We start from the raw sequence: 24209 nt of genomic DNA on the forward strand, positions 1-24209 counted from the left end.
GTGCCCCGCTTCAGCGTCATCGTCCCGTGTTTCAAGGTGCAGGGCTTTCTGCGCGAGTGCCTCGACTCGGTCCTGGAGCAGTCGTATCCGGACCTGGAGCTGATCGCGGTGAACGACTGCTCGCCGGACGGCTGCGGCGCGATCCTCGACGAGTACGCCGCCCGCGACCCGCGCGTGAAGGTGCTGCACCTGCCGGAGAACGTCGGCCTCGGCCGCGCCCGCAACGCCGGGATGCCGCTCGCCACCGGCGACTTCCTGTTCTTCCTCGACAGCGACGACACCCTCACGCCGGGCGCGCTACGCGCCATCGCCGACCGGCTGGAGGAGACCGGCGATCCGGACGTGCTGGTCTTCGACTACGCGCGCACCTACTGGTGGGGCGGCACCCGGCGCAACGTCCTCGCCCACGTCCTCGCCGAGGCCGGGGACACGCACGGCAGCGGCACCTTCACGGCCGCCGAACACCCGCAGATCCTCGACCTGTTGATGGTGGTGTGGAACAAGGTCTACCGGCGGGACTTCGTCGCGGAGCACGACTTCCGCTTCCCGCCCGGCTACTACGAGGACACGCCCTGGACCTTCCCGGTGATGCTGAGCGCGGAGCGCATCGCCACGCTGGACCGGATCTGCCTGAACTACCGCCAGCGCCGCCAGGGCAACATCCTGTCCACCACGAGCCGCAAGCACTTCGACATCCACGACCAGTACGAGCGGGTCTTCGCGTTCGTCGCCGCCCGTCCGCACCTGGCCGGCTGGCTGCCCTTCCTGCACCGCAAGATGGGCGAGCACTGCCTGGACATCCTCGCCAAGCCGGACCGGCTGCCGCCGTCGGACAAGGGCGAGTTCTTCCGGCGTACGGCCGCGATGTTCCGCGGGCACCGGCCCGAGGGCGCCTCGGTGAGCGGTGAACTCGCCCTGCTGAACGGCACGTACGCGACCTACCTGGCCGCGCGGCAGGCCGGGCGGGGCGTCCAGGAGCTGAGCCGGCGGGCCGGGCAGGTCCGCAGGTCCGCGGCGGCGCGGATGAAGCGGGGGCTGTCCGCGGTGCACTCCCGCCGTCCGCTGGACGGAAACCTGGTCGTCTACTCGGCGTTCTCGCACCGCGGGATGCTCGGCGATCCGGCGGCCGTGTACCGCGCGGCGCGCGAGATCGCCCCGCAGTTGCGCGGGGTGTGGGTGGTGCGCGACGAGGAGCACGCCGCTCAGCTACCGCCCGGTACCGAGCACGTCCTGCTCGGCTCCCCGCGCTATCTGGAGATGACGGCGCGGGCGAAGTTCTTCGTCAACAACGTCAACTGGCCCGGCGCGCTGGCCAAACGTCCCGGCAGCGTGCACATCCACACCCACCAGGGCACCCCGCTCAAGTACATGGGCGCCGACCTGCTGGACAAGCCGGGTGCCCGGCACAACCTGGACGTGCCCCAGATGCTGCGCCGCTCCGACCGCTGGGACCACAGCCTGGTCGCCAACCGGCACTCGGAGCTGGTGTGGGGGCGGGCCTACCCCTGCCACTTCGCCTCGGCGCGCACCGGCAGCCCGCGCAACGACGTCCTGGTCAGGGCCGTCCCGGACGCGGGGGCGGAGTTCCGCGCCCGGCACGGCATCCCCGCGGACCACACCGTGGTGCTCTACGCGCCGACCCGCCGCGACTACCGGCGCGGCGGCCTGGTGGACCGGGTGGACCTGGCCCGGTTCGCGGCCGACCTGGGCGAGGGCCACACCCTCGTCGTCCGGCTGCACCCCTCCCTCGCCACCGGCCCCGCGCGCGGGCTCGGCCTGAGCGATCTGCACCGGCGGGGCGTCGTGGTCGACGCGACGGACGAGCCGCACGTGGAGGAGGTGATGCTCGCCTCCGACGTGCTGGTCACCGACTACTCGGCCCTGATGTTCGACTACGCCAACCTCGACCGGCCGATCGTGGTCCATGCCGACGACCTGGCGGCGTTCACCGCGAGCCGGGGCACCTACTTCGACATCACCGCCGAGCCGCCGGGCCAGGTGTCGTGCTCCTACCGTGAGCTGACCTGGCTGTTCGCCTCGGGCGCCTGGCGGGACGGGGAGTCGGCGCGGCTGCGGGCGGCGTTCCGGGAGCGGTTCTGCGAGTTCGACGACGGGCGGGCCGCCGAGCGGGTCGTACGGACGCTGCTGCTCGGGGAGTCCCTGCCGGAGCCGGGTGTGGCCTGGGTGCCGAGGCCGTCCGCCGGTCACGACGCGCTGGCGTCGGCATGAGGGGCGTGCGGCCGCGCACCTGGGTGCTGCTCCTGGCCGCCGTGTTCGCGTTGATCCAGCTCGCGAGCATCACCGGCCGGGACACTCCCGACTCCAAGAACTACGTGTCGTACGCGCTGAGCCTGGGCGGCGCGGACAAGCGGGAGGCCGCCGGCTCGACCATCGACTGGGTCTGCGCGGGCATGGCGTCGATCGCCCGCCGCAACCAGAGCGTGGACGTGGTGCACTTCCACCGCGCCGACCCCACCGCACGCGTGAGCGCCGACTGCCGGGCCGACGAGTGGGGGCGCGTGGACCGGCGGCTGGCGGCCGGGCAGACGGACGGGCACATCGTGCCGTTCGTGGGGCCGCGCCTGAGGCAGATCTTCGAGGTGCGGCCGGGTTATCCGCTGTACCTGCTGCCGTTCGTCACAGCGTTCGGTGTGACGTGGGGCGTGTGGCTGTCGAGCGTGGTCGTCGCGGCGGCGTGCGGGGTGCTGGCCTTCCTGATCCTGCGCACGCTGTCCGTGCCCGTGCCGCTCGCCCTGACCGGGCAGGCCCTGTTCTACGTCCTGCCGTGCGGCGTGACCGCCATGCGGCCGATGACCGAGGGCCTGATGCTGGCGCTGACCCTGGCGGTGGTGTGGGGCTGCGCGCTGGCGCTGACCGGGCGGACCCGGGCCGGTACGGCGCTGACCGCCGGCTGCCTGGCCGCGCTGTTCGCCGTCAAGCACTCCCAGTCGCTGTTCCTCGGCCTGTGCCTGGCGGTCGCGTCCGCGGTCGTCGTCGTACGGCGGCGGAGGTCCGGGCGTGCTCCGGGGCGCGAGGTGATCGCGCTCGCGGCGGTGGGGTGCTGCGCGGTGCTGGGGACGCTGCTCCTGGCGGGGCTGCTGGACTACCCCTCGGAGTCCGAGAGCATGCAGGACCTGCTCACCGGTCACTTCGCCCGGCCCGACCGTGCCCGCCCGTGGCCGGAGTTCCTGCGTCTGCAGGGCAACTTCTGGCTGGAGTGGGGGCGGCGGCAGCTCGCCGAGCCGCTGCTCCTGGCGGCCCTGGCGGCGGGGGCGTGGGGTGCGCTGCGGCGGCCCGCGTTCGGCTGCTTCCTGTCGGCTGCCGCGTTCACGGGGATCCTCACCGAGGCCGGGCACCCCGACATCAACATCTGGGGCGACCGGCTGATCGTGCTGGTGTGGCTGCTGCCGGTGGTCGGGCTGCCGCTGCTGCTGGAGCCGTTCGTCCGGCGGCCGGTGAGCCTGCCGCTCCAGGGGCAGGGCGAGCGGCAGGCTCACTCGATGAGGTGATCGACGGCAACGCCGTTGACCTGGGCGGGAACAATCCTCAAATGCCCAGTCTCGTTTTCGTCGTCCCGGTCTTCGTCGTCCCTTTCTGCGTCGTCCCGCCTGCGCCGGACGTCCGGTGACCGCAGAAGTCCTGAACCGGCGCTCCGTGCGCGGGGTCACCGCGCTGCGCGGTGGCCGCAGATGGCGTCCGACGCCGTACCAGGTCTTCGGCCTGGCCTTCTGGCTGCTGATGACGCTGGCCTTCTGGCGGGTGCCGCCGTGCTGCGACGCCGGGCAGCACGCGGCGGCCGTGGAGCGGCTGCGGGCGGGCCTGCCGGACGCGGGTTTCTCCTCCCCGTACGTCCTCGCGCAGGGCGCGCTAGCCCGGCTGACGGGGCTGTCGGGCTGGGCGGTGCTGCGGGTGTGCGGTCCGCTGAACCTGCTGGTGCTGCTGTCCGGCGTCGGCCGTTTCGTCCGCGCGCTCACCCCGCGCGCGTGGGCGCCGGTGCTGGCGCTGGTCTTCCTGACCGTGCTGTGGGGCACGGAGCGGGCCTGGGGCGCCGGGTACCTCGCCCTGATGCCGATGACCGGCGTCCTCGGTTATCCGTCGGCCTGCGCGCTCGGCCTCACCTTCTGGGCCTGGGCCCTGACGGCGGCCCGCGCGCGGGACACGCGTCCGGTGCGGTTCGTGGGGCCGAGCGGGCTGCGGGGCTTCACCGGGTACGCGGCGCTCGGCGTGCTGTACGGGGCCGTCGCGCTGCTCGACCCGGTGACCGGGGTGGGCGCGGCGGCCGGTGCGGTGGCGTGCGTGGCGGGGTGGCAGCGGGGCCGGTGTGCCGCGGTGGCGGGGCGGTGGGCGCTGACGGGCGTGGTGGCGGTGCTGGTCGCGGCGTGGCGGCCGTACTCCGCCGGGGACTTCGCCCAGGGGCTGCCCGGCGGTCTTCTCGGCTGCTGCTGGCTGGCGCTGCTCGGGCTGCCCGCGCTGTGGCTGCGGGCCCGGCGGTCCTCCTGGCGGGATCCGCTGGTGCTGCTGACGGTGCTGGAGTGCTTGGCGGTGGCGTACGGCCGGCTCGGCGCCCTGCTCGGACTGGCGCTGGCGGGGCCGCAGTTGGCGCTCGCGGTGGAGCTGGCGGCGGCGCGTCCGTGGCCGGTGTGGCGGCGGGCGCTGGGCTGGTCGGCGGCGGGCGGCGCCTGCCTGGGCCTGCTGACCGTGCAGGCGGGGGCGGTGGTGCCGCGGTCCCTGGATCCCGTCGGCTTCGCGCAGCCGCCGCGCTGGCCGTCGTACGACTGGGCGGCGGGGTACCTCCGGCCCGGCGAGGTCGTCCTCGCCGACGGGTCCCACGCCCTGCGCACGCTACCGGGCTACGGCGTCACGGCCGCCGACGCCCGCGCCTACCTCTCCCCCGCGGCGACCCGCGCCCAGCGCACCGCGATCCTGCGCCGCGGCCGGGTGCGCTGGCTGCTGCTGACGCGCGGCCGGCGGATGCCCGCGGACGCGGTGGTGGTGGCCTGGAGCCGGCGGACCGGAGAAGTGCTGGCGCGGGTCGGCACGGGGCCGAACGCCACGGCCCGCCCGACCGCGGCGACCACGCGATGACGGCCGCTCGACGACTGCCGCGGCGACCACGCGCTGACCGCCGCTCGACGACAGCCCCTCGCCGGCTCCGTGACGGCTACTCGACGACGAGCTCGACCGGGATGTTGTTGCGGGTGGCGTTGGAGTACGGGCAGACCTGGTGGGCCTGCTCGACCAGCTTGCGGCCGGTCGCCTCGTCCACGGCGGCGGGCAGCTCCACGCGGAGGGTGACCTTCAGCGCGAAGCCCTCGCCCTGCTTGCCGAGGCCGACCTCGGCGGTGACGGCGGCGTCGCTGACGTCCGTCCGCGCGGCGCGGCCCACGAGGGCCAGCGCGCTCGCGAAGCAGGCGGCGTAACCGGCGGCGAAGAGCTGCTCCGGGTTGGTGCCCTGGCCGTTGCCGCCCAGCTCGACCGGCATGGCCAGGCCGACGTCCAGCTTGCCGTCGGAGGAGACGGCACGGCCCTCGCGGCCGTGGGTGGCGGTGGCGACGGCGGTGTAGAGCGCGTCCATGAAAGACCTCCGTGTCGAAATCACGTTCCCGTACTCCACGAGTAGAGCACACAATTAAATTGCGCACAATCTAATTGCGAGGGACGGCTACCCTGGAGTCATGACCGCCACCCCGCTCCCCGCCGCCGAGGCGGACTGGCTGCACCTGGACCGCCAGATCTGCTTCTCCCTGCACGCCGCGTCCCGCGCCTTCAACGGCGTCTACCGGACGCTGCTCAAGGACCTCGGGCTCACTTACCCGCAGTACCTGGTGATGCTGGTGCTGTGGGAGCAGGGCGAGCTGCCGGTCAAGAAGCTGGGCGAGTATCTGCGGCTGGACTCGGGCACGCTGTCCCCGCTGCTCAAGCGCATGGAGGCGGCCGGCCTGGTGCGCCGGGAGCGCAGCGCGCGCGACGAGCGCTCGGTGGAGGTGCGGCTGACCGAGGAAGGCGCCGCGCTGCGCGAGCGGGCTCTGGAGGTGCCGCGCGCCATCGTCGCCGCCACCGGCTTCGACGCCGACGAGGCCCGCGAGCTGCGCACCCGCCTCGACCGGCTCACCAGCGCACTGAACGCAGCGGCCGAACGCGTGTCGGCTCCAGGCGCAACGGCCCCGAAGGCTGCTCCGGACTCCCGGCCATGAGCGCGCGCCGCACATAGAGCCCGACGATCACCCGGCCCCGTACGGACTCCTCGCAGAGCGAGAACCGCTCGCCCAGGACGGCCAGTTTGAGGCGCTCGGTGGGGTTGCGGGGCGAGTACGAGGCCCTCAGGACGTACCGCTCGGCGACGACCCACACCCGGTCCAGCCCGGCGAGCCGGTGCCGCAGGACGGCCGGGGCGACCTCGGTGCCGTACAGCGTGCCGGAGGCGGGCGCCCCGGCCGCTAGTGCCACGTCCCGCATCCCGTGGAAGCTGCGCGGATACGCCAGCGCCGTGCCCCGCGCGTGGGAGGGCAGGAACAGCACCGGGTCGCCCGGGCGCAGTGCGCGCGCGGCGGCGGTGGAGACGGCGCCCAGGTTGTCGGGGCGGTGGTCCGCCACGCGGTCCTGGCGCAGGAGCGGGAGCTGCTGGGCGAGGACGAGGGCGACGGCGGCGGTGCCGGTGAGGGTGAGCAGGAGCGGCGGCCCGGGACGCAGCCGTCCGAGGGCGCCGGCCAGCCGGTCCGCCCCGGCGGCCACGCAGAGCGGCGCCCCGGCCAACGCGTAGAGCACGTACCGGTCGACGTACAGGGGCGAGACCTGCGAGGCGAGCATCAGCGTCACCGGCGGGACCACCACCAGCGGCAGTCCGACCCCGGCGCAGGTCAGCTTCCCGCGGCGCGCGATCACCTCGGTCAGTCCCACCGCCGCCAGCGCCAGGCACGTCCAGTACACGCCCGATGCCGGCCCGACGAACGCCCGCAGCAGGTCCTGCGCGTTCTCCACGGTGGGCACCCGCAGCCACGCGACCTGCGCGGACTGGCCGTGCGAGACGATCGCCATCGGCACCACCGCCAGGACGACGCCGCCCGCCGCGCACGCCCAGCCCCGCCAGACCGCACGTCCCGCGCGAGCGAGCGCGAGCGTTCCCGCGTGGGCGAGCAGCAGCAGGACCGCGAGTTCGTGCATCAGGCAGGTGCCGCCGAGGACCGCGCCGTACGCCCACCAGCGCGCGCCCGTACGCCCCTCGGCTTCACCCGAAGGTGGGGCACCCCTCTCCGCCGCGCGTGCGAGCAGCAGCGTCGCGCCCGTGGCTCCGGCGGCGACCAGGGCGTAGGAGCGGCCCTCCTGGGCGTAGTGGCCGGCCATCGGCGTGACCGCGTACAGCAGCCCGGCCCACAGCCCGACCCGGGGCCGGGCCAGCCGGACGCCGAGCGCGGCGACCAGGCCCGCCGTCGCCGCCGCCGCGCACACCGACGGCAGCCGGAGGAGGACCTCGCCGGGGCGTACGGCGAGGACGGCGTGCATGAGCAGGTAGTACAGGCCGTGCACCGCGTCCACGTCGTGCAGCAGCCGCCAGATCTGCGGCACCGTGCGCCGCGCGACCTGGTAGGTGACGGCCTCGTCGCGCCACATGCCGCCGCGGTCGATCCCCCACAGCCCAAGCGCGAGCATCACGGCGGCGGGGACGGCGACGGCCACGCGCGCGGGGCGCCGGTCACGGCTCGGCGGCGCGCTCGGCGGCGGCTCCAGCGGCTTTCGTGACGAACCCGACAACGTGCCCGACGGCGGACCCGACGATGTGCCCGACGACATGCCCGACGATGTGCCAGCGGGGGGATTCAGCAGGGGCCCGATGTTCACCACAGCCCGATCTTTTGCGATTAGCCAACCTTTATCGGCTATTGACGGCGTATCGGCATGGATACACCATCCGCGCGGCTTACGCTCCGTCGTGATGAACCGCCGTCAGTTGCCTTTCGCCGCCCTCGCCGCCGCCTGGCTGGCCACCCGCGCGCTGATGCTGTGGCTTCTCGTCCACGGCACGAGCCCTCATCTGGGCCGCGGTTCGGTGGCCCGTGAGGTGTGGCGGCTGTACTTCCACTGGTACGGGACCCTGTCCCACGGCGCCTTCCCGGCCCACGACACGCTGTGGCAGTACCCGCCGGGCGCGGGCCCGGTGCTGCTGGCGCCCGCGCTGCTGCCGGAACTGACGTACTTCCAGGCGTTCGTGGTCCTCACCCTCGCCGCCGACGCGGTCGTCCTGCTGGCGCTGGCCCGCGCGGGCGCGCGGCCCGGCCGCAGCCTGCTCGGGGCGGCCCTGTGGACCGGCGGTCTGCCGCTGCTGCTGCACGTCCCGCTCGCCCGTTACGACGTCCAGGTCACGGCGCTCGCGGTCGTCTCCCTGCTGACGCTCGCGCATCGCCCGCGCGCGGGCGGCGCGTTCGCGGCGCTGGGCGCCCTGGTGAAGGTGTGGCCGGCGCTGGTGCTGCTGGGGACGCCGAGGGGCCGCTCGACGCGGCGCGCGGCGACGGGGGCCGTCGTCACTGGCGCCGTGTCGCTGGGCGTCCTCGCCGCGTGGTTCGCCAATCCCCTGGCCTTCCTGCGACAGCAGGGGAACCGGGGCGTGCAGATCGAGTCCCTGGGCGGAACCGCGCTCAGCCTGGCGCGGCACGCCGGATGGCGGGGGACGGTGCGGTACCAGTACGGCGCGATGGAGTTCACCGGCCCGTACGTCTCCGCGGTCGCGGCCGTCTCCCTTGCGCTCACGGCGGCGGCCTGCGGCCTCCTGCTGCTGTGGCGAGTGCGGGCCCGGCGCTGGACCGAGGCGACGCCGTTCGACGCCGCCCTGTGCGCGGTGCTGCTGTTCACCGTCACCAGCCGGGTCATCAGCCCGCAGTACATGGTCTGGCTGCTGGGCCTGGCGGCCGTCTGCCTGACCTCGCGGCACACGGCCCAACGCCCGGTCGCCGCACTGCTGGTGGCGGCGACCGCGGTCAGCGCCGTCGCGTATCCCGCGCTGTACGGCGAGGTCGTGCGCTGCACCTGGACGGGCACGCTGCTGATGCTGCTGCGCAACGGGCTGCTGACGGCCGCCGCCGTCCTCTCCCTGACCCGGCTGTGGCGCCACGCGCGTCCCGCGGCCCCGCGGCCGGCCCCGGTGCACGAGCCCCGCTCCGGCGCCGACGGCCGCCCGCAGCACGCCCTGAGCACCTCGCCGTGACCGCCGCCCCCGGGGTCTGCGTCGTCGTCATCGGCTACGACGACGCCGGGCACGTGACCGACGCCGTGCGCTCGGCGCTCGCGCAGGGGCCCGCCGTCCGCGAGGTCGTCGCCGTCGACGACTGCTCCGGCGACGGCAGCGCGGAACTGCTGGCGCGGCTGGCCGCGGGCGAGCCGCGACTGAGGGTGGTGCGCCTGCCGGTCAACAGCGGCGGCTGCGGCACTCCGCGCAACACCGGCATCGACGCGGCGACCTCGCCGTACGTGATGTTCCTGGACAGCGACGACGTCCTGCCGCCCGGCGCGGTGGACGCCCTGCTCGCGGCGGCCACCGGGGCGGACGCCGAGGTCGCGAGCGGGCTGTGCGTCCGCCGGGAGCTGCCCTCGGGCCGCGAACGCCCCTGGCAGCCCGCGCTGTACCGGGCGCACTCCGTCCTCGCGCGCCCCGCCGAGTGCCCCCGCCTGGTCCACGACACGCTCTGCGTCAACAAGCTCTACCGCACCGCCTTCCTGCGCGAGCACGGCATCCGCTTCCCCGAAGGCCGCTTCCTGTACGAGGACTTCGTCTTCACCGCCCGAGTCCTGGCCGCCGCTCCCAGCATCGCCCTGGTGCCCGACCCGGTCTACGTGTGGCACGTACGCCGCTCGGCCGACCGGCTCTCGCTGTCCCTGGACCGGGCCGGCATCGGCAACTGGCAGGCACGCACCCGGGCGTGCGCGCTGGCGTACGACATCCTGCTGAGCGCCGGCCAGAAGGAGACCGCGCGCGCGGCCCGCGCCAAGTTCCTCGACCACGACCTGCGCATGTACGTCCGCGAACTCCCCCTGCACGACGAGCCGTACCGCCGTGCCTGGTGGACCCACACGCGCGCCCACCTGGCCCGCTACGACGCCGCCGACTGGGACCACGCCCCGGCCTCGACGGGCCGCCTCCTCGCCCAGGTCCTCCTGGCCTCCCCCGCCCCGCGCGACCTACCCCGCCTCAGGGACCTGGCGTCCCGCCCGGCCCGCCTGCTGCCCCCGTACGCTCCCAACCAGGTCTGGTCGCCCGACCTCCCCCAGGTCCCGCTCACCCCGCTCCTGTCCCGCCCGGCCCACGCCCTCCCTCTGGCGGCGGAGGCGGAGCTGCATCCGCGCGCGGGGACGACCCGGCTCCGGCTGCGCCTGCACGACCTCTACGGCCGTGTGACCGAGGCGCACCCCGAGGACGTGACGGTCTGGTGGCAGTCCCCGACGACCGGCCGCACGACGGCGTCCCGCACCACCGCACTGTTTTCCTCCCCTGACCACACCTGGTCGACGGAACTCGACCTCCGCCCAGCAGCCTTGACCGCAGGCACCTGGGAACTACGCCTACGCGTCCGCTTCGCCGACGGAACCCACCGCGACATGACGGCCCACGCGACGGGTTCGCTCCGCCGCCGTGCCCTTTTTGACCCCCGTCATGGCCTACTCCTCCTCCACCCCTACGCCACCCACTCGGGCGCGTTGGCGGTGCGGGTGGCTGTTGGGGTGCGGGGGGTCATGACAGTTGTCCGCGGGAGACTGCGGCGCCTGATTCGCTGAGAGGCGGCCGAACAAGCGGTCGCGTACGACGGCCTGTCCACCGGCATCGCCCAGCGCTCGAACGGTCAGCCGAGCCAGGTCACACGCTGGATGTACACACGCTTCCGGTAGTCGATGACCTGGTACCACACCATGAGCGGCCCCATGGCGATCACCCGCAGACCCTGCGGGTTCGTCGCACTCGCTCCATCGCCCGGATCCTGGCCCAGCGAGGCGAGTACGACGAGTTCCCGTGCGACCTCCTCGGCCGCTTCGCGACCCTTGACCGGCAGGTCTCGGGCCACCCAGTCAGGCTCTGCTCCGTACTCCCAAGCCCACTCAGAGTCCGGCGGCTCTTGATCGTTCAACGCCCGATCTCCTGCTCGGCCTCGCGCAGGATCCTGTTGATCTCCGCCATGGCGGCGCGGAAGGAAGCCTCGCCCACGGTGCCGTCCTGGGAGATCCGCTCAGCCTCGTGCAGACGTGCTGCTCGCGCCGGATCACGCTCGATCGCCACGAAGACCCCCCAGCGTTTCAGGAAGAGCTGGAGCGGAGCCGTGCTCCCGGTCTGACTGGCCTGGTCGAATGCCCGCCCGGCTTCCAGGTCGAACTGCGGGAGATCCACCAGGCTCAACCGCTTCACGGCCTCGCGCAACGCGTCCCTGGTCAATGGGGGCATCGGAATGATCGGCCCGTCGTGATGCACCGGCTGCGCGCTCATCCCTGGTTCCCCTCTCCTTCTCCGACCAGGCCCAGCAGGCCCGCACTCATCACCTGCCAGCGTAGCCGCGCGGAAGCCCAGCCGAACGGTCATCGGACCGACCCGGACGGGCTGACCGCCCCGAGCTCGAACCACACGCTTTTCCCACCCGCGCCGTCCAGTCCGAGGCGGTTCCCGGGCCCAGCCCCCCAGCGCCCCTCCGTCAGGGCGTCGACGACCCATAGTCCCCGGCCGGACTCACTGTCGTAGCCCTCTCTCAGGGCAGGCACCGCCTGACCCTCGTCGTAGACCGTGACACGCACGGCGGCGGTGTCTGTGGCGATCCGTAAAACAGCCCCCGCCCCCGTGGCGTGCACGCAGGAGTTGGTGATCAGCTCGGAGGTACAGGCGGTCGCGTCGCCGACGAATACCCCGAGTTGCTGTGCGCGCAGTACGGAGGCGACGAAGTCGCGGGCGATACGGGGAGAGGTGTCCAGACGTGGACAGTGGAGGGTGTATTCGGGCATGCGGGATCAACTCCTCGAGGCGTAACTCGGTTAGGGGTCACTCCGGTTGAGTTCAAGGATTCGCTGGGACGGCTGCACGTCGGCTCGTCGGTGGCTCTGCCCACGCGGTCGACTTCACGCGGGCGCACTTCCAACGGTCTTTGAATTTGGGCGGATTGAGGCCACAGCCATCACCACAACCGACCGTGTTGACTGCATCACCGAAGGTAATGGACAGTGTTGCTACGTAGCAACACTGTCCGCGAAACCCCGCCCGCAAGAGGGAGTCCGCCCCATGCCGCCGAGGACCAACCCCACCATCCGCCAGGAGCGCTTGGGCGCCGAGATGCGCAAGCTGCGCGAGACCGCTGGGGTCTCCGCACGTGACGCCGCCGCGCTGCTCGGCTCCGGGCCGACCCAGATGAGCCACCTGGAGGCGGGCCGATTCGGCATCAGCGAGGAGCGGATCCGCAGGCTCGCCGCTCACTACTCCTGCGGGAACACCCGCCTCGTCAACGAACTGGTCGCGATGGGAAGCGAGAAGTCCGGTCAGGGGTGGTGGGAGGAATACCGCGGCATCCTCACCCCCAGGTCGTTGGACCTGGGGGAACTGGAGCACTACGCCCATTACCTGCGCCAGGTCGAGGTCATGCACATCCCCGGGCTCCTCCAGACGGAGAGCTGCATGCGCGCGATGTTCGCATACGCCGTACCCGAGCTGCCGAAGAGCGAGTCGGAGCCGCGCATCGCGTATCGGCTGCGGCGCCAGGAGATTCTCACCGACGCACGGGCACTGCCGTACGAGGCCGTCATCCACGAGGCGGCCCTACGCATCAAGGTGGGCAGCAGCAAGGTCGGGCGTGCCCAGCTTGAGCATCTACTGGAGATGTCGGAGCGGGGGAACGTGACGGTACGCGTCATCCCATTCGACGTGGAGGGTTTCGCTGGGTCCGGGTACTCGATGACGTACGCGGGCGGGCCCGTGCCGGAACTCGACACGGTCCAACTGGACACGGCCCATGGGAGCATGTTCCTCGACGCGGCACCTCAACTCGACAAATACCGGGCCCTCTTCGACAAGATCGAGGGCGCGTCCCTCACGGCCGCGGAGTCCAGAGACCTGATCCTCCGTATCGCACAGGAACTGTGAAAGGCCCTTCGTGTCCCCCATGCCGAGCTGGCAGAAGTCCTCGTTCTCCGGAACCGGGGACGACAACAACTGTGTGGAGCTGGCCTCCGCCTTCTGCTGGATACACCTCCGCGAAAGCGACACCCCCACCACTGTCCTCACCACCAACCGCGCCGCCCTGAGCGCCCTCCTGGCCACAGTCAAGAACGGCAACGGCCTGACCGAATGAGCAACACCCTGGTCGTATCCTTCGAGTTCGGCCCCCGAAGGGGCCTTCTCCGCGCGCTTCCCGAAACTGGAGCACGTTGGGGGGTTACGCAAGGGCAGCCGTGGCACACCGCCGCTGACGAGGTCAGTCACCGGACCCGCCGGACGGCCCCTGAGAAACGACCGCCGTCACCGACCGGCTCGGCAGCGGGCTGGAGTAGACGACACTCGTCGTGACGGAGCCCAGGGTGGCGATACGGCCTGTGATGCGTTCCAGGTCGCGCATCGAGCGGGCGACGACCTTGAGGACAAAACACTCCTCGCCCGTCACGTGATGGGCCTCTACGATCTCGGGTGTGGTGTCGAGCAGGTCGTGGAACGGCTTGTAGTTGCCGGTGGGGTAGCGGAGGCGGACGAAAGCAAGGATGTCGAGCCCCAGGGCCTCGGGACTCACGACGGCGGAGTAGCCGGAGACGGCCCCGCTCTCCTCCAGCCGGCGGACTCGTTCCGTGACGGCGCTCGGCGACATGGAGACACCACGCGCCAACTCCGCATAACTGGCACGCCCGTTGCATTGCAGGGCTTCCAGGATGCGTATGTCGGTGGCGTCAAGGGAATCAGCGGCCATGGCCGATAGATACCACGCATTGCACGGCGAGCGACGGCTCGGTCCGGCGATCTCGCGTTCCGGGGTGGGGCCCGGAGCCATAGCGTCTACGACATGACCAACACCCTGATCAGCGCCGCCCTGCGAGTACCCCCGGCGGCCCCCGCAGAGGCGACCGCCTTCTTCGCCGCGCGCCTCGCCTTCCAGGCGGATGTGTCCGATGTCCACGCCTCACTGGAGTCCGAGGACCCGGGCTTCGTACTGATCGACTCACGCGGGTCCGACGCATGGGCGCAAGGGCACGTACCCGGTGCGCTGCATCTGCCGACGGCCGAGATTCCCGAGCGCGCCGCCCACATGCTGGACGCTTCGGTTCCGGTCATCGCTTACTGCTGGGGACCCGGCTGCGACGGAGCGACCCGCGCGGCGCTCGCCCTCGCCCGACTCGGCTACCACGTCAAGGAAATGATCGGCGGGATCGAGTACTGGATCCGTGAGGGGTTCCCGGTCGAGGGCCCGAACGGGGTGGCACGACGCGCGGCCGACCCGTTGACGGCGCCGGTCGGGTCAACCCACTGTGCTTGCTAGAGCGCTCCGCCGAGTCGCCCACCCTCGCAACCGAAGACGGACTGCGGCGACGGTGCGAGTCCCCTTGTCGTCGGCGTTGCCACCAGGGCCACTCGGACGGTGCTACTTCAGGCGCTCTTCGAGGTCCTCGACGGTCCAGTCGGCCTGACGGAGGATGGAGCGGAGGGTGCCGGGTGCAAGGGTACGGTGAAGTGGCACGATGACGGTCCGCTCGCCGTTGCGGTACTTGGCGTGGCTTCCGCGGGCGGAGATGTACTCGAACCCGCCTCGCTCCAGAGCCTTGGCGACGGCCGTTCCGGAGAGGCCCGCGGGCACGGCGGGGCTCACGCGACGCGCCGCACTTCGACGGGGGCGGTGATCACGTCGGTGACTTCGGGTGCGGGGGCGTCCTCGAAATAGAGTTCCAGCGCCTCGCGCAGGTTCTCCAGGGATTCCTCGATGGTCTCGCCCTGGGAGGTGACCTCGACCTGGAGACAGCGTGCCACGTACCACTCACCTTCGTGGGTGATCGCGGCGGTGAGGTGCAATGCGTCAGCCATGCCGCCAGTCTGGCATGTGTATCTTCCTCCGCGGAGCGGCTTTCCTCGTGTCACCCGAACGTGCCCGGCCTCGCGCCGCCCCGAGGGAAGCAGCCCGCCAGGGCTGTGCCGCCCCGATCACAACGCCTTCAGCGCCGCCGCCGTGGCCCGGGCCAGGCTCTCCAGGTACCCCTTCGGCGGCTTGGGGCCGCGGACCACGACCGCTCGCCAGTACAGGGGGCCGGACATCAGGTCGAGCGCGAGTTCCTGGTCGATGTCCTCGCGTACCTCGCCCCGGGCCGCCGCCGCCGCGACGATCCCGCTCGCCACGCTCTGCTGCCCCTCCCGCAGCGCCTTCTGCAGCGCCTCGGCGATCTCCGGGTTGCGGGCCGCCTCGGCCTGGAGGTCCGGGATGATCTGCGAGGCGACGGGGTGGCGCAGGGCGCGTGCGGTGACCTCGTAGAGGAGGCGCAGGTCGCCGTCCAAGGAGCCCGTGTCGGGGACGGGCAGGCCCAGGACCGCGAGCGCCGAGACCACGTCGAGGACCAGATGCAGCTTGGAGCGCCAGCGGCGGTAGACGGCGGTCTTGCCGACGCCGGCGCGGCGCGCGATGCCCTCGATGGACATCCGGGCGTACCCGACGGACGCGAGTTCCTCGAAGACGGCCGCCCGGATGGCCTCCGTCACGTCCTCCCGCAGGACGGCCGCCCCCGCGGGTGCGCGGCGGCGCGGACGCGTCTGGGGCCCGTCGGCGTTCGTCGTCATGCGGACCAGCATAGGGCGTTACGACGAAACGGTTGCGTTCCGACGTCGAAACGTCCTACGCTCCCGTTGCGACGATACGGTCCCGTCCCGACGTAAGAGAACGTGAAGCAAAGCGCAGGGAAACACCGGGAGACGGACCCGCCGGACGCGTACTCCCCACCCCCCGAGCGAAAGCAGCGGATGTGAGTCAGGTCCTCCACACACCGCCCCCGACCCAGGCGGCCCCGGCCGACGACGACCTCGCGGCGCTCGCCGCCCGGCACGGGCTCACCGTCAGCGGCGCGCGCCCGACACTGCCCCAGTACGTCCGCGAGCTGTGGGCGCGCCGCCACTTCATCACCGCCTTCGCCACCGCCAAGCTCACCGCGCAGTACAGCCAGGCGAAGCTCGGCCAGCTCTGGCAGGTCATGACGCCGTTGCTGAACGCGGCGGTCTACTACTTCATCTTCGGCGTGCTGCTCGGCACCAAGCAGGGCGTGCCGGACTACGTGCCGTTCCTGGTCACCGGCGTCTTCGTGTGGACGTTCACGCAGAGCTCGATCATGTCGGGCACCCGGGCGATCTCCGGCAACCTCGGCCTGGTGCGGGCGCTGCACTTCCCGCGGGCCGCGCTGCCCATCTCCTTCGCGCTCCAGCAGCTCCAGCAGCTGCTGTTCTCGATGGCCGCGCTGATCGTGATCCTGCTGTGCTTCGGCGTCCCGGTGGCCGCGTCCTGGCTGCTGGCGGTGCCGGTGCTGGTGCTGCAGTCCACCTTCAACGCCGGCGTCTCGATGATCATGGCCCGCATGGGCGCCAAGACCCCGGACATCGCCCAGCTGATGCCGTTCGTGCTGCGCACCTGGATGTACGCCTCCGGCGTCATGTGGAGCATCGACAAGCTGACCTCCGACGACCGGCTGCCGCACGCGGTGACCTTCCTGCTGGAGATCAACCCGCCGGCCGTCTACATCGACCTCATGCGGTTCGCGCTGATCGACAGCTTCACCTCCGACCACCTGCCGCCGCACGTGTGGGCCGCGGCGGTCGGCTGGGCCGTGCTCGCCGGCATCGCCGGCTTCGTCTACTTCTGGAAGGCTGAGGAGAGGTACGGCCGTGGCTGAGAACCTGAACGAGCGGATCCCCACCGTCGTCGCCGACGGCGTCGACATCGTCTACCGGGTCAACGGCACCGGCGCCGGCCGCGGCACCGCGACCGCCGCCCTCAACCGCATGCTGCGCGGCAAGCGCGCCGAGAAGGCGGCCGGCGTGCGCCGGGTGCACGCGGTCAAGAGCGTCTCCTTCGCCGCGTACAAGGGCGAGGCCATCGGCCTGATCGGCACCAACGGCTCCGGCAAGTCGACCCTGCTGAAGGCGGTCGCCGGACTGCTCCCGGTGGAGAACGGCCGTATCTACACGGGCGGTCAGCCCTCCCTGCTCGGCGTCAACGCGGCCCTGATGAGCGACCTCACGGGCGAGCGCAACGTGTTCCTCGGCGGCCTCGCCATGGGCATGTCCCGCGAGCAGATCAAGGAGCGCTACCAGGAGATCGTCGACTTCTCCGGCATCAACGAGAAGGGCGACTTCATCACCCTGCCGATGCGCACCTACTCCTCCGGCATGGCCGCCCGCCTGCGCTTCTCCATCGCCGCCGCCAAGGACCACGACGTCCTGCTGATCGACGAGGCGCTCGCGACCGGTGACCGCTCCTTCCAGAAGCGCTCCGAGGCCCGGATCCGCGAGCTGCGCAAGGAGGCGGGCACCGTCTTCCTGGTCAGCCACAACAACAAGTCGATCCGCGACACCTGCGAGCGGGTCCTGTGGCTGGAGCGCGGCGAGCTGCGCATGGACGGGCCGACGGAGGAGGTCATGAAGGAGTACGAGGCCTTCACCGGCGACAAGGCCAAGCCGAAGCCCAAGCCGAAGCCGAAGGCCGCCGCCCCCAAGGCGCCCCAGCAGGCCCAGGCCTCAGCCGGGGAGACAAAGGTCGCGCTGCCCTCCTGAGCGACCACCCTTCCTGACCTCCCGCCCTGACCGCCGGACGCCCCGAGCCCCGAGCCCCGTGAAGCCTCCCGCCTCACGGGGCTCGACGGTTCTCCGCCGGGGGACACCACCGCGGGTCCACATATCCGTTTCGCCTACTTGATGGCAGTATGACCGGATACGTTTCCCCGGCGACGACCAGGCGAAGGAGTCCCCCGCGATGCCCGAGCTCAGCGTCATCGTCCACGGACCCGACACCCAGGGGCACTTGGCCGAGCTGCTGGACTCCCTCGCCGCCCATCCGCAGGGCGACACCGAGGTCGTCGTGGCGGCGGTCGGCGACTGGGCCCGTGAGGCCGCCGAGGCGCACCCCTCGAAGCCGGTGGTGGCGCCCCTGCCGGACGGCACCGGCGAGGCGGCGGCCCGGTCGGCGGGAGCCGTGCGGGCGGGCGGACGCTGGCTGCACTTCGTCCACACCAAGGACGGGCTGCCCGCCGACGCGCCGCGCCTGATCGCCGAGCGCACCGCCGAGCTGCCGGACTCCGTCGACGCCCTCCTCCTGGACCACGTCCGCACCACCTGGAGGACCCCCGCCGCCCCCTCCGGCGACGCGCGCCTGCTCATCCGCACCGGCCGCGCCGACGTCGCCCTCGACGACGCCGCGAACCTGCTGCGCCTCACGCCGCTGCTCGGCAACCGCGTGCTGCGCGCCGGTTTCTGGCGGGCACACGAGGAGCAGCTCGCCACCGACGACGAGGCGTACGCCGCGCACGCCGCCCTCCTCCACGCGGACCGCCTGGCCTGCCTCGGCCACGCCGCGTACGACGACCGGCAGCCACGCCCCGAGAGCCTGCCGCCACCCGCCCCCGAGCAGCGCTACGCGCTCGTCGACCGCTACGAGCGGCTCCTCGACCTGACCGAGGACCGCCCGGCCGCCCACGCGGTCCTGTACGACGTCATGGTCCGCGACCTGCTGCGCACCTTCGCCCGTGAGGAGCTGCCCGAGGCGGTGGCCCGGGAGTTCTTCCGCCGCGCCTCCGAGGCGGCGGTCCGCCGGCGCCCCGCGGGCCACCGCCGCCCGGGCGGCTTCGAGGGCATGCGCCGCACGCTCCTGGAGGAGAACGCCTACACCCGCTACCGCGCCCTCCAGGCCGCCAACCGCGCCCGCCGGGCGGCGCGCAAGGAGGTGCGGTCCCGCAAGCGCCGCCTGGGCACCCGGCTCCGCGACCACCGCTACCAGCGCGCGCTGGAGCGGCCGGTCGATCCCGGCCTGGCCGTGTTCTCGGCGTACTGGGACCGCGGGGTCAGCTGCAACCCGGGCGCCATCGCCGCCAAGCTCACCGAACTCGCCCCGGACATCCACCCGGTGTGGGTGGTGACGAAGGAGAACGCGGTCCTCCTCCCGCCCGGCACGGACCACGTGGTCCCGGGGACCCGGCGCTACTGGGAGGTGCTGGCGCGGGCCAAGTACCTCACCAGCAACGTCAACTTCCCCGGCGCGGTGGTCAAACGCCCCGACGCGATCCACCTACAGACCCACCACGGCACCCCGCTCAAGCGCATGGGCCTGGACCAGATGGCACACCCGGCCGCCGCCCAGGGCCTGGACTTCGCCGCCCTGCTGAGCCGCGTCGACAAGTGGGACTACAGCGTCTCCGCCAACGGCCACTCGACCCGGATGTGGGAGCGCGCCTACCCGGCCCGCTTCACCTCGCTCGACTACGGCTATCCGCGCAACGACGTCTTCGCCACCTGCACCGCGGCCGACATCCGCGCGGTCCGCGCGCGCCTGGGCATCGCCCCGGGCCGGACGGCCGTCCTCTACGCCCCCACCCACCGCGACTACGAGGCCGGCTGGAACCCCCGCCTGGACCTCGCCGCCCTCGCCGAACGCCTCGGCGAGAACACCGTCCTCCTCGTCCGCGGCCACTACTTCTACGGCGACACGGCCTCCCCGCTCACCGGCCTGCGCCGCACCGGCAAAGTCGTCGACGTCTCCTCCTACGAGCCGGTCGAGGAGCTCTGCCTCGCGGCCGACGCCCTGATCACGGACTACTCGTCGATCATGTTCGACTACGCCAACCTCGACCGCCCGATCGTCGTCTACGCCGACGACTGGGAGACGTACGCGACGACCCGCGGCGTGTACTTCGACCTGCCGGCGAAGGCGCCCGGCCCGGTCGCCCGCACCCAGGAGGAGCTGGCCGAGATCTTCACGTCCGGCGCCTGGCGGGACGAGCGCGCGGCGCGGGCGCGGGCCGCCTTCCGCCGCCGGTTCTGCGAGTACGACGACGGACGCGCCGCCGAGCGGGTCGTGCGCCGGGTGTTCCTGGGCGAGAGCGAGGAGTCGCTGCCCCCGGTGATCCCCCTGGACGAGCGCGTCACGGCACCCACCCCGCAGGAGGCCACCGGATGACCCCCGAGGTTCCCGACGTCACGGTCACGGTGATCGTCTACAACGACGCGGCACGGCTCCCCCGCGCGGTCGCCTCCCTGCTCCGGCAGACCCACGCCAACATCGAGATCGTCATCAGCGACGACCACTCCACGGACGAAACCCCGTCCGTCGCCCGGGGGTTGGCGGCCCAGGACCCACGCGTGCGCTATCTGCGGCTGCCGGAGAACAGCGGCGGCTGCAGCGCCCCGCGCAACCGCGCCCTGGAGATCGCCCGGGCGCCGTATCTGATGTTCCTGGACAGCGACGACGAACTCCCCGAGAAGGCGGTCGAGTTGCTGCTGGCCGCGCACCGCGAGCGCGAGGTCGACTTCACGATGGGCGCGGTCCGGCGCATCCGCGTGGACAACGGCCGCCGCTCGACCTGGATGCCCCAACTCGTGGCCCGGCGCCGCACCCTGGACGGCATCGAGACCGACCCGCGCCTGCTCTTCGAGCACCTGTCGACGAGCAAGATGTACGCCCGGGACTTCCTCGACCGCCACGACCTGCGCTTCCCCGAGGGCATCCACTACGAGGACCAGCTGTTCTCGGCGCAGGCCTACTGCCTGGCCAAGGCGTTCACGATCATCCCGGACCCGGTCTACCACTGGTACATCGAGCCGTACGCGGCCTCCGACGCGGCGTCGATCTCCAACCAGCGGCACAAGCTGACCAACGTCGGCGACCGCGTGCACGTCCAGCGCCTGATCGACGACTTCCTGGTGACGAGCGGCCGCGGGTCGCTGCGCGAGGACAAGGACTACAAGTTCCTCAAGCACGACTTCCGGATGTACGCCGGGGACCTGCCGTACCGCGACGACGCCTGGCTGCGCGGCTTCGCCGAGATCATGACGCCGTACCTCGACACCCTCGCCTCGAACGCGTACGCCCGTCTGCCCCGCCCGGAGCGCGTGGTCCTCCAACTGCTGCGCGACGGCCGCCTGTCCGACGCGCGCTCGGCGGCACGCGGCCTGGGCCATCCGGTGGCGCCTGCGCGGGTGACGGCGGATCCGGAGACCGGCGCGACGTACTGGGGCGACCGCGTCCCCGAGTCGGCGACGGCCCGCCGCGAACTCGACGTGTCCGACCTGGAGTTGGACACGCTCCCCCTCGCGAGTGCCCGGTTCCGCCACGAGATCACCGAGCTGATCCCGGGCCCCGGCGCCTCGCTCACCCTGCGCATCCGCACGTACGACCCCGGTCTGCGCCTGCCGATCGGCCCCCACCGCGCCGCCCTCCTCCTCTCCCCCGGCTCGCGCCGGCTCACGGCCCCCTTCCGGCTGACGCCGGTCCGCCCCGGCGTCTTCGAAGGCGAGGCCCACCTGGACCTGGCAGCCGCCCGCCTTCCCCTCCATGGCTTCACCGGCCTCCGCCACCCGGTGCTGCGCGTCCAGCACCGGGGCCAGACCCACACGGGCCTCCTCCTGGCCCCGCTGACCTTTCCCGCCCTGACGGCCCGCGTCGCCTACCGCGGCGGCGCGACCCCCCACCACGTCACGGTCGAACCGGAGGGCCGCAACCCCGGCCGCCTCCAGGTCCGCTGGCAACCGACGGGCACCACAGCGCGAGTGCTCGGCCCGGCGGTCCGGCGCCTGGCCCACCCGAAGGTGAAGAACGCGGCACGAATGCTGGCGAGCGCCCTCAGGTGACGGAACCCCGGCCGACCCGGGGGGTCTGCTGAGGCACCACGGCGTACAGCATCTGGCCACCCGGCCCGCAGCCCGGGCCAGGCCCCGAACCCACGCCCGTGGTGAAGAACGCAGCGCGACCAGTGGCGAGCGCCCTCCGCTGACAGTGCCGGCTGACCTGGGGCGCACCACGGCGTACAGCACCCGGCCCACAACCCACCCCGCCCGCAACCCGGGCCGCTCCGCCCCCACGCCTTAGCCAGGTGACTGTGCCGGCCGACCCGGTATCTACCGCCGCACCACCGCGTACAACACCTGCCCACCCGGCCCCCGTGCCACCGCCCGCAGCCCGGGCCACGCCGACCCCACGCCCGTGTCGACGACCCAGTTCGCCCCGTACTCCCGTACGATCCGGCGCCGTTCGCCGTCGCCGGTCCCGGTCGCGAAGTAGCGTCGTACGGCCGCCTCCCGGTGGCCCGCGTCCGGCAGGAACACGTCGGGATAGCCGGGCGCCACCGTGTACGGACCGTACGCCGGGATCTGGCGGGCCGGGACCGTGCGGGCCATGACCACCTCGCCGTACTCCACCCACGGCCTGATCCAGCCGTACCCCGTCCAGGGCGTCCGGTACGCCGCCGCCATCGCGTCCGGCAGGTGCTCGCGCCCGATCACGTACCCGAGGGTCCCCGCCTGGGCCCAGGCGCCGGCCGCCAGCGCGACGGCGAGCGCGCACGCCCACCACGTCCGTACGGCCCGGCGCCCCGCGGACACCGTCTCCAGCGCGGCGGCGATCTGCGCCGGGATCACCACGGCCGGCATCACCCGCCCCCACGAGTAGTGACCGCTCGCCCCGCCCGCCACGAACACCACCGCTCCCAGCGCGAAGAAGATCACCAGCGGATCCCGGTGGTCGCGCCGCCACCGCAGGACCAGCGCGACGACCCCGAGCAGCACCAGCCCGTAACGCCCGGGCAGGTGGCGGTAGAGCGAGCGGTGGATGGCCTCCAGGTCCGTGCCGGCCGTCAGGAGCGCGAAGAAGTCGTAGTACGGCCAGATCCCCAGCACCACCAGCCCCAGTACCACCCCGGCCCCCGCCCGCACCAGCAACCGGCGCCCCGGCCGCGCCGCGACGACGAGGGCGAGCGCGCCCAGCGTCGCCACGACTCCGGAGAACTGGTGGACCAGCAGGATCACCGCCCACAGCACCCCCAACCCGAGCCATCTCCCCCACCCGGCACCGGCGCCCCGCAGCGCCCGCGCGAGCCACGCCCAGAAGTGGAAGGAGAGCCCCAGCGCGAACACGCTCGGGTACGCCACCGTCAGCGCGAGCGAGTTGAGCGCGAGGAAGCCGCTCCAGTTGAACGGCACCGGCCCCCACAGCAGCACCAGACACAGCAGCACCAGCGCCGGCGCCGCCCGGTGAACGCTCAGCGTCCGGACGTACCGCCACACGCCCGTGGCGAGCAGCACCAGCCCCGCGACCGCGCCGACGCGCAGGACGCCGAACACGGACATGCCGGTGACCTGGGCGACGCAGCCGAGGACCAGCATCCACGGCGAGTAGTACGGGCTCGGGGTGTCGGCGTCGACCAGCGGGTTGCCGGGGTCGATCAGGCTGTGCCGCAGGCGCTGGAGCGTCGCCGCGTGCATGCCCAGGTCGCCCACCCAGGGCAGGCGGACGACGACGAGGAACAGCAGGACCAGGACGAGCGCGGCGGCGGCCTGCGGCAGGGCTCTGCGGAGGGCGGTCATCGGTGTCGCGACCACGGACGCGGCCCTGACCCCGGCCGTGCTCGCCCTAGGCGGCGCGGCGCGCATCCCGCTGGAACACCCAGGTGCGGTAGCCGAAGAAGCGGAAGGCGGAGGCGAGGACGATCGACAGCGCCTTGTCGGCGTTGGAACCGACCGGCCCGTTCAGCCCCAGGCCGTGGTACGCGGCGTAGAACAGGCCGCTCTCCAGGGCGACGCCGAGACCGCTGAGGCCGAAGAACAGCGCGATCTGGCGGCGGGTGCGGCAGACGCGGTCGCGGTAGGCGAAGAAGCGGAAGCCGAGGTAGTTCGTCGTCATCGCGAGGCAGCTGGCCGGCACCGTCGCGGTCGTCGCCCGCCAGCCCAGGCCGTGCAGCAGCAGGTTGAAGACCAGGAAGTTGACGAGGACACCGCTGCCGCCGACGACACCGAACTTCACGACCTCCAGCACGACACGCGCCAGCGGCCGGACGCGCGCGGGAGGGGAGGCGGGAGGGGCGACGCCCGGTGCCGGAGGGGGCTCGGCGAGGTTCACTGTCACGCCGCCGACTTTATCCGAAACGTCCCAAATGCCCGGAAATGACGAACTCGCCGCGGCGGTGCGTGAGTCGGGCCCGCGCAAACGGGGGCGCCCCGGGCCGGTGCGGCCCGGGGCGCCCTGTGCGCGTCCTGAGGG

At 72.6% G+C, this 24209-nt stretch carries 24 protein-coding genes; 13 read left to right on the forward strand and 11 right to left on the reverse strand.

The features are described from left to right. From QFZ74_RS12280 to QFZ74_RS12290, 3 genes are all read left to right on the forward strand, one after another. Complete coding sequence (locus QFZ74_RS12280) at positions 1–2229, forward strand: bifunctional glycosyltransferase/CDP-glycerol:glycerophosphate glycerophosphotransferase (protein WP_307620847.1); 2229 nt, start codon at positions 1–3, stop codon at positions 2227–2229. 5 nt (positions 2230–2234) lie between these two features. Beyond that, on the forward strand, positions 2235–3509 hold the full coding sequence (locus QFZ74_RS12285) for a hypothetical protein (protein WP_307620848.1): 1275 nt from the start codon (positions 2235–2237) through the stop codon (positions 3507–3509). A gap of 115 nt (positions 3510–3624) precedes the next feature. Continuing rightward, positions 3625–5085: a hypothetical protein gene (locus tag QFZ74_RS12290; protein WP_307620849.1), complete on the forward strand. Its 1461-nt coding sequence runs from the start codon at positions 3625–3627 to the stop codon at positions 5083–5085. Positions 5086–5161: 76 nt separating this feature from the next. Here QFZ74_RS12290 and QFZ74_RS12295 read toward each other — a convergent pair whose 3' ends face one another. Further along, entirely contained in the window at positions 5162–5575 is a 414-nt protein-coding gene (locus QFZ74_RS12295) for an organic hydroperoxide resistance protein (protein ID WP_307620850.1), read from the reverse strand. 100 nt (positions 5576–5675) lie between these two features. Between QFZ74_RS12295 and QFZ74_RS12300 the strand changes: the two genes are divergently transcribed. Further along, positions 5676–6194 carry a MarR family winged helix-turn-helix transcriptional regulator gene (locus tag QFZ74_RS12300; protein WP_307620851.1) on the forward strand — a complete coding sequence of 173 codons (519 nt, stop codon included), beginning with the start codon at positions 5676–5678 and terminating at the stop codon, positions 6192–6194. Here QFZ74_RS12300 and QFZ74_RS12305 read toward each other — a convergent pair. Continuing rightward, positions 6109–7647: a hypothetical protein gene (locus QFZ74_RS12305; protein ID WP_373462480.1), complete on the reverse strand. Its 1539-nt coding sequence runs from the start codon at positions 7645–7647 to the stop codon at positions 6109–6111. The genes QFZ74_RS12300 and QFZ74_RS12305 overlap by 86 nt on opposite strands. A gap of 283 nt (positions 7648–7930) precedes the next feature. On the opposite strand from QFZ74_RS12305, the gene QFZ74_RS12310 reads away from it, so the two are divergent. Both QFZ74_RS12310 and QFZ74_RS12315 read left to right on the forward strand, forming a co-directional pair. Beyond that, on the forward strand, positions 7931–9196 hold the full coding sequence (locus tag QFZ74_RS12310) for a glycosyltransferase family 87 protein (protein WP_307620853.1): 1266 nt from the start codon (positions 7931–7933) through the stop codon (positions 9194–9196). Then, the gene (locus QFZ74_RS12315) at positions 9193–10761 is read left to right on the forward strand and encodes a glycosyltransferase family 2 protein (protein WP_307620854.1); all 1569 of its coding nucleotides are present in this window, start codon (positions 9193–9195) and stop codon (positions 10759–10761) included. Before QFZ74_RS12310 ends, QFZ74_RS12315 begins: the two co-directional genes overlap by 4 nt. Positions 10762–10826: 65 nt before the next feature. On the opposite strand, the gene QFZ74_RS12320 is transcribed toward QFZ74_RS12315, so the two are convergent. The 3 genes from QFZ74_RS12320 to QFZ74_RS12330 form a co-directional block, all read right to left on the reverse strand. Then, positions 10827–11045: a hypothetical protein gene (locus QFZ74_RS12320; protein WP_307620855.1), complete on the reverse strand. Its 219-nt coding sequence runs from the start codon at positions 11043–11045 to the stop codon at positions 10827–10829. 59 nt (positions 11046–11104) lie between these two features. Next, positions 11105–11461, reverse strand: coding sequence for a DUF6247 family protein (locus QFZ74_RS12325; RefSeq protein WP_307620856.1), 357 nt, complete (start codon positions 11459–11461; stop codon positions 11105–11107). Positions 11462–11550: 89 nt separating this feature from the next. Further along, positions 11551–11967: an ATP-binding protein gene (locus tag QFZ74_RS12330; protein ID WP_307620857.1), complete on the reverse strand. Its 417-nt coding sequence runs from the start codon at positions 11965–11967 to the stop codon at positions 11551–11553. A 274-nt stretch (positions 11968–12241) separates the two neighbouring features. Between QFZ74_RS12330 and QFZ74_RS12335 the strand changes: the two genes are divergently transcribed. Both QFZ74_RS12335 and QFZ74_RS12340 read left to right on the forward strand, forming a co-directional pair. Next, complete coding sequence (locus tag QFZ74_RS12335) at positions 12242–13096, forward strand: helix-turn-helix transcriptional regulator (protein ID WP_307620858.1); 855 nt, start codon at positions 12242–12244, stop codon at positions 13094–13096. A gap of 19 nt (positions 13097–13115) precedes the next feature. Beyond that, complete coding sequence (locus QFZ74_RS12340) at positions 13116–13304, forward strand: DUF397 domain-containing protein (protein WP_307620859.1); 189 nt, start codon at positions 13116–13118, stop codon at positions 13302–13304. Positions 13305–13427: 123 nt separating this feature from the next. On the opposite strand, the gene QFZ74_RS12345 is transcribed toward QFZ74_RS12340, so the two are convergent. After that, on the reverse strand, positions 13428–13910 hold the full coding sequence (locus QFZ74_RS12345) for an Lrp/AsnC family transcriptional regulator (protein ID WP_307620860.1): 483 nt from the start codon (positions 13908–13910) through the stop codon (positions 13428–13430). 93 nt (positions 13911–14003) lie between these two features. Here QFZ74_RS12345 and QFZ74_RS12350 point away from each other — a divergent pair, with 93 nt between their 5' ends. Beyond that, positions 14004–14477, forward strand: coding sequence for a rhodanese-like domain-containing protein (locus QFZ74_RS12350; RefSeq protein ID WP_307620861.1), 474 nt, complete (start codon positions 14004–14006; stop codon positions 14475–14477). A gap of 102 nt (positions 14478–14579) precedes the next feature. Here the strand turns inward: QFZ74_RS12350 and QFZ74_RS12355 are convergent, their stop codons facing one another. From QFZ74_RS12355 to QFZ74_RS12365, 3 genes are all read right to left on the reverse strand, one after another. Further along, positions 14580–14804: a type II toxin-antitoxin system HicA family toxin gene (locus tag QFZ74_RS12355; protein ID WP_307620862.1), complete on the reverse strand. Its 225-nt coding sequence runs from the start codon at positions 14802–14804 to the stop codon at positions 14580–14582. Continuing rightward, positions 14801–15016: a type II toxin-antitoxin system HicB family antitoxin gene (locus QFZ74_RS12360; protein ID WP_307620863.1), complete on the reverse strand. Its 216-nt coding sequence runs from the start codon at positions 15014–15016 to the stop codon at positions 14801–14803. The genes QFZ74_RS12355 and QFZ74_RS12360 overlap by 4 nt, the downstream gene beginning before the upstream one ends. Before the next feature lie 117 nt (positions 15017–15133). Beyond that, positions 15134–15772, reverse strand: a complete 639-nt coding sequence (locus QFZ74_RS12365; protein WP_307620864.1) for a TetR/AcrR family transcriptional regulator — start codon at positions 15770–15772, stop codon at positions 15134–15136. 170 nt (positions 15773–15942) lie between these two features. On the opposite strand from QFZ74_RS12365, the gene QFZ74_RS12370 reads away from it, so the two are divergent. The 4 genes from QFZ74_RS12370 (at position 15943) to QFZ74_RS12385 (ending at position 21805) form a co-directional block, all read left to right on the forward strand. Beyond that, the gene (locus tag QFZ74_RS12370; RefSeq protein ID WP_307620865.1) at positions 15943–16860 is read left to right on the forward strand and encodes an ABC transporter permease; all 918 of its coding nucleotides are present in this window, start codon (positions 15943–15945) and stop codon (positions 16858–16860) included. Further along, on the forward strand, positions 16853–17740 hold the full coding sequence (locus QFZ74_RS12375; RefSeq protein WP_307620866.1) for an ABC transporter ATP-binding protein: 888 nt from the start codon (positions 16853–16855) through the stop codon (positions 17738–17740). Before QFZ74_RS12370 ends, QFZ74_RS12375 begins: the two co-directional genes overlap by 8 nt. A 199-nt stretch (positions 17741–17939) precedes the next feature. Further along, positions 17940–20135, forward strand: a complete 2196-nt coding sequence (locus QFZ74_RS12380; protein ID WP_307620867.1) for a CDP-glycerol:glycerophosphate glycerophosphotransferase — start codon at positions 17940–17942, stop codon at positions 20133–20135. Next, the gene (locus tag QFZ74_RS12385; RefSeq protein WP_307620868.1) at positions 20132–21805 is read left to right on the forward strand and encodes a glycosyltransferase family 2 protein; all 1674 of its coding nucleotides are present in this window, start codon (positions 20132–20134) and stop codon (positions 21803–21805) included. Before QFZ74_RS12380 ends, QFZ74_RS12385 begins: the two co-directional genes overlap by 4 nt. 267 nt (positions 21806–22072) lie before the next feature. Here the strand turns inward: QFZ74_RS12385 and QFZ74_RS12390 are convergent, their stop codons facing one another. Both QFZ74_RS12390 and QFZ74_RS12395 read right to left on the reverse strand, forming a co-directional pair. Beyond that, positions 22073–23536: a hypothetical protein gene (locus QFZ74_RS12390; protein WP_307620869.1), complete on the reverse strand. Its 1464-nt coding sequence runs from the start codon at positions 23534–23536 to the stop codon at positions 22073–22075. Positions 23537–23582: 46 nt separating this feature from the next. Further along, the gene (locus QFZ74_RS12395; RefSeq protein WP_307620870.1) at positions 23583–24074 is read right to left on the reverse strand and encodes a GtrA family protein; all 492 of its coding nucleotides are present in this window, start codon (positions 24072–24074) and stop codon (positions 23583–23585) included. Positions 24075–24209 lie beyond the last annotated feature (135 nt).

The organism is Streptomyces sp. V3I7 (genome assembly GCF_030817495.1).
Lineage (GTDB): Bacteria > Actinomycetota > Actinomycetes > Streptomycetales > Streptomycetaceae > Streptomyces.

What these genes read in the sequence shown, in the direction of transcription:
- QFZ74_RS12295 (WP_307620850.1), bottom strand. Translation starts at nt 5,575, where the DNA reads ATGGACGCGCTCTACACCGCCGTCGCCACCGCCACCCACGGCCGCGAG.
- QFZ74_RS12300 (WP_307620851.1), top strand. Translation starts at nt 5,676, where the DNA reads ATGACCGCCACCCCGCTCCCCGCCGCCGAGGCGGACTGGCTGCACCTG.
- QFZ74_RS12305 (WP_373462480.1), bottom strand. Translation starts at nt 7,647, where the DNA reads ATGCTCGCGCTTGGGCTGTGGGGGATCGACCGCGGCGGCATGTGGCGC.
- QFZ74_RS12310 (WP_307620853.1), top strand. Translation starts at nt 7,931, where the DNA reads ATGAACCGCCGTCAGTTGCCTTTCGCCGCCCTCGCCGCCGCCTGGCTG.
- QFZ74_RS12325 (WP_307620856.1), bottom strand. Translation starts at nt 11,461, where the DNA reads ATGAGCGCGCAGCCGGTGCATCACGACGGGCCGATCATTCCGATGCCC.
- QFZ74_RS12330 (WP_307620857.1), bottom strand. Translation starts at nt 11,967, where the DNA reads ATGCCCGAATACACCCTCCACTGTCCACGTCTGGACACCTCTCCCCGT.
- QFZ74_RS12335 (WP_307620858.1), top strand. Translation starts at nt 12,242, where the DNA reads ATGCCGCCGAGGACCAACCCCACCATCCGCCAGGAGCGCTTGGGCGCC.
- QFZ74_RS12340 (WP_307620859.1), top strand. Translation starts at nt 13,116, where the DNA reads ATGCCGAGCTGGCAGAAGTCCTCGTTCTCCGGAACCGGGGACGACAAC.
- QFZ74_RS12345 (WP_307620860.1), bottom strand. Translation starts at nt 13,910, where the DNA reads ATGGCCGCTGATTCCCTTGACGCCACCGACATACGCATCCTGGAAGCC.
- QFZ74_RS12350 (WP_307620861.1), top strand. Translation starts at nt 14,004, where the DNA reads ATGACCAACACCCTGATCAGCGCCGCCCTGCGAGTACCCCCGGCGGCC.
- QFZ74_RS12360 (WP_307620863.1), bottom strand. Translation starts at nt 15,016, where the DNA reads ATGGCTGACGCATTGCACCTCACCGCCGCGATCACCCACGAAGGTGAG.
- QFZ74_RS12365 (WP_307620864.1), bottom strand. Translation starts at nt 15,772, where the DNA reads ATGCTGGTCCGCATGACGACGAACGCCGACGGGCCCCAGACGCGTCCG.
- QFZ74_RS12380 (WP_307620867.1), top strand. Translation starts at nt 17,940, where the DNA reads ATGCCCGAGCTCAGCGTCATCGTCCACGGACCCGACACCCAGGGGCAC.
- QFZ74_RS12385 (WP_307620868.1), top strand. Translation starts at nt 20,132, where the DNA reads ATGACCCCCGAGGTTCCCGACGTCACGGTCACGGTGATCGTCTACAAC.
- QFZ74_RS12390 (WP_307620869.1), bottom strand. Translation starts at nt 23,536, where the DNA reads ATGACCGCCCTCCGCAGAGCCCTGCCGCAGGCCGCCGCCGCGCTCGTC.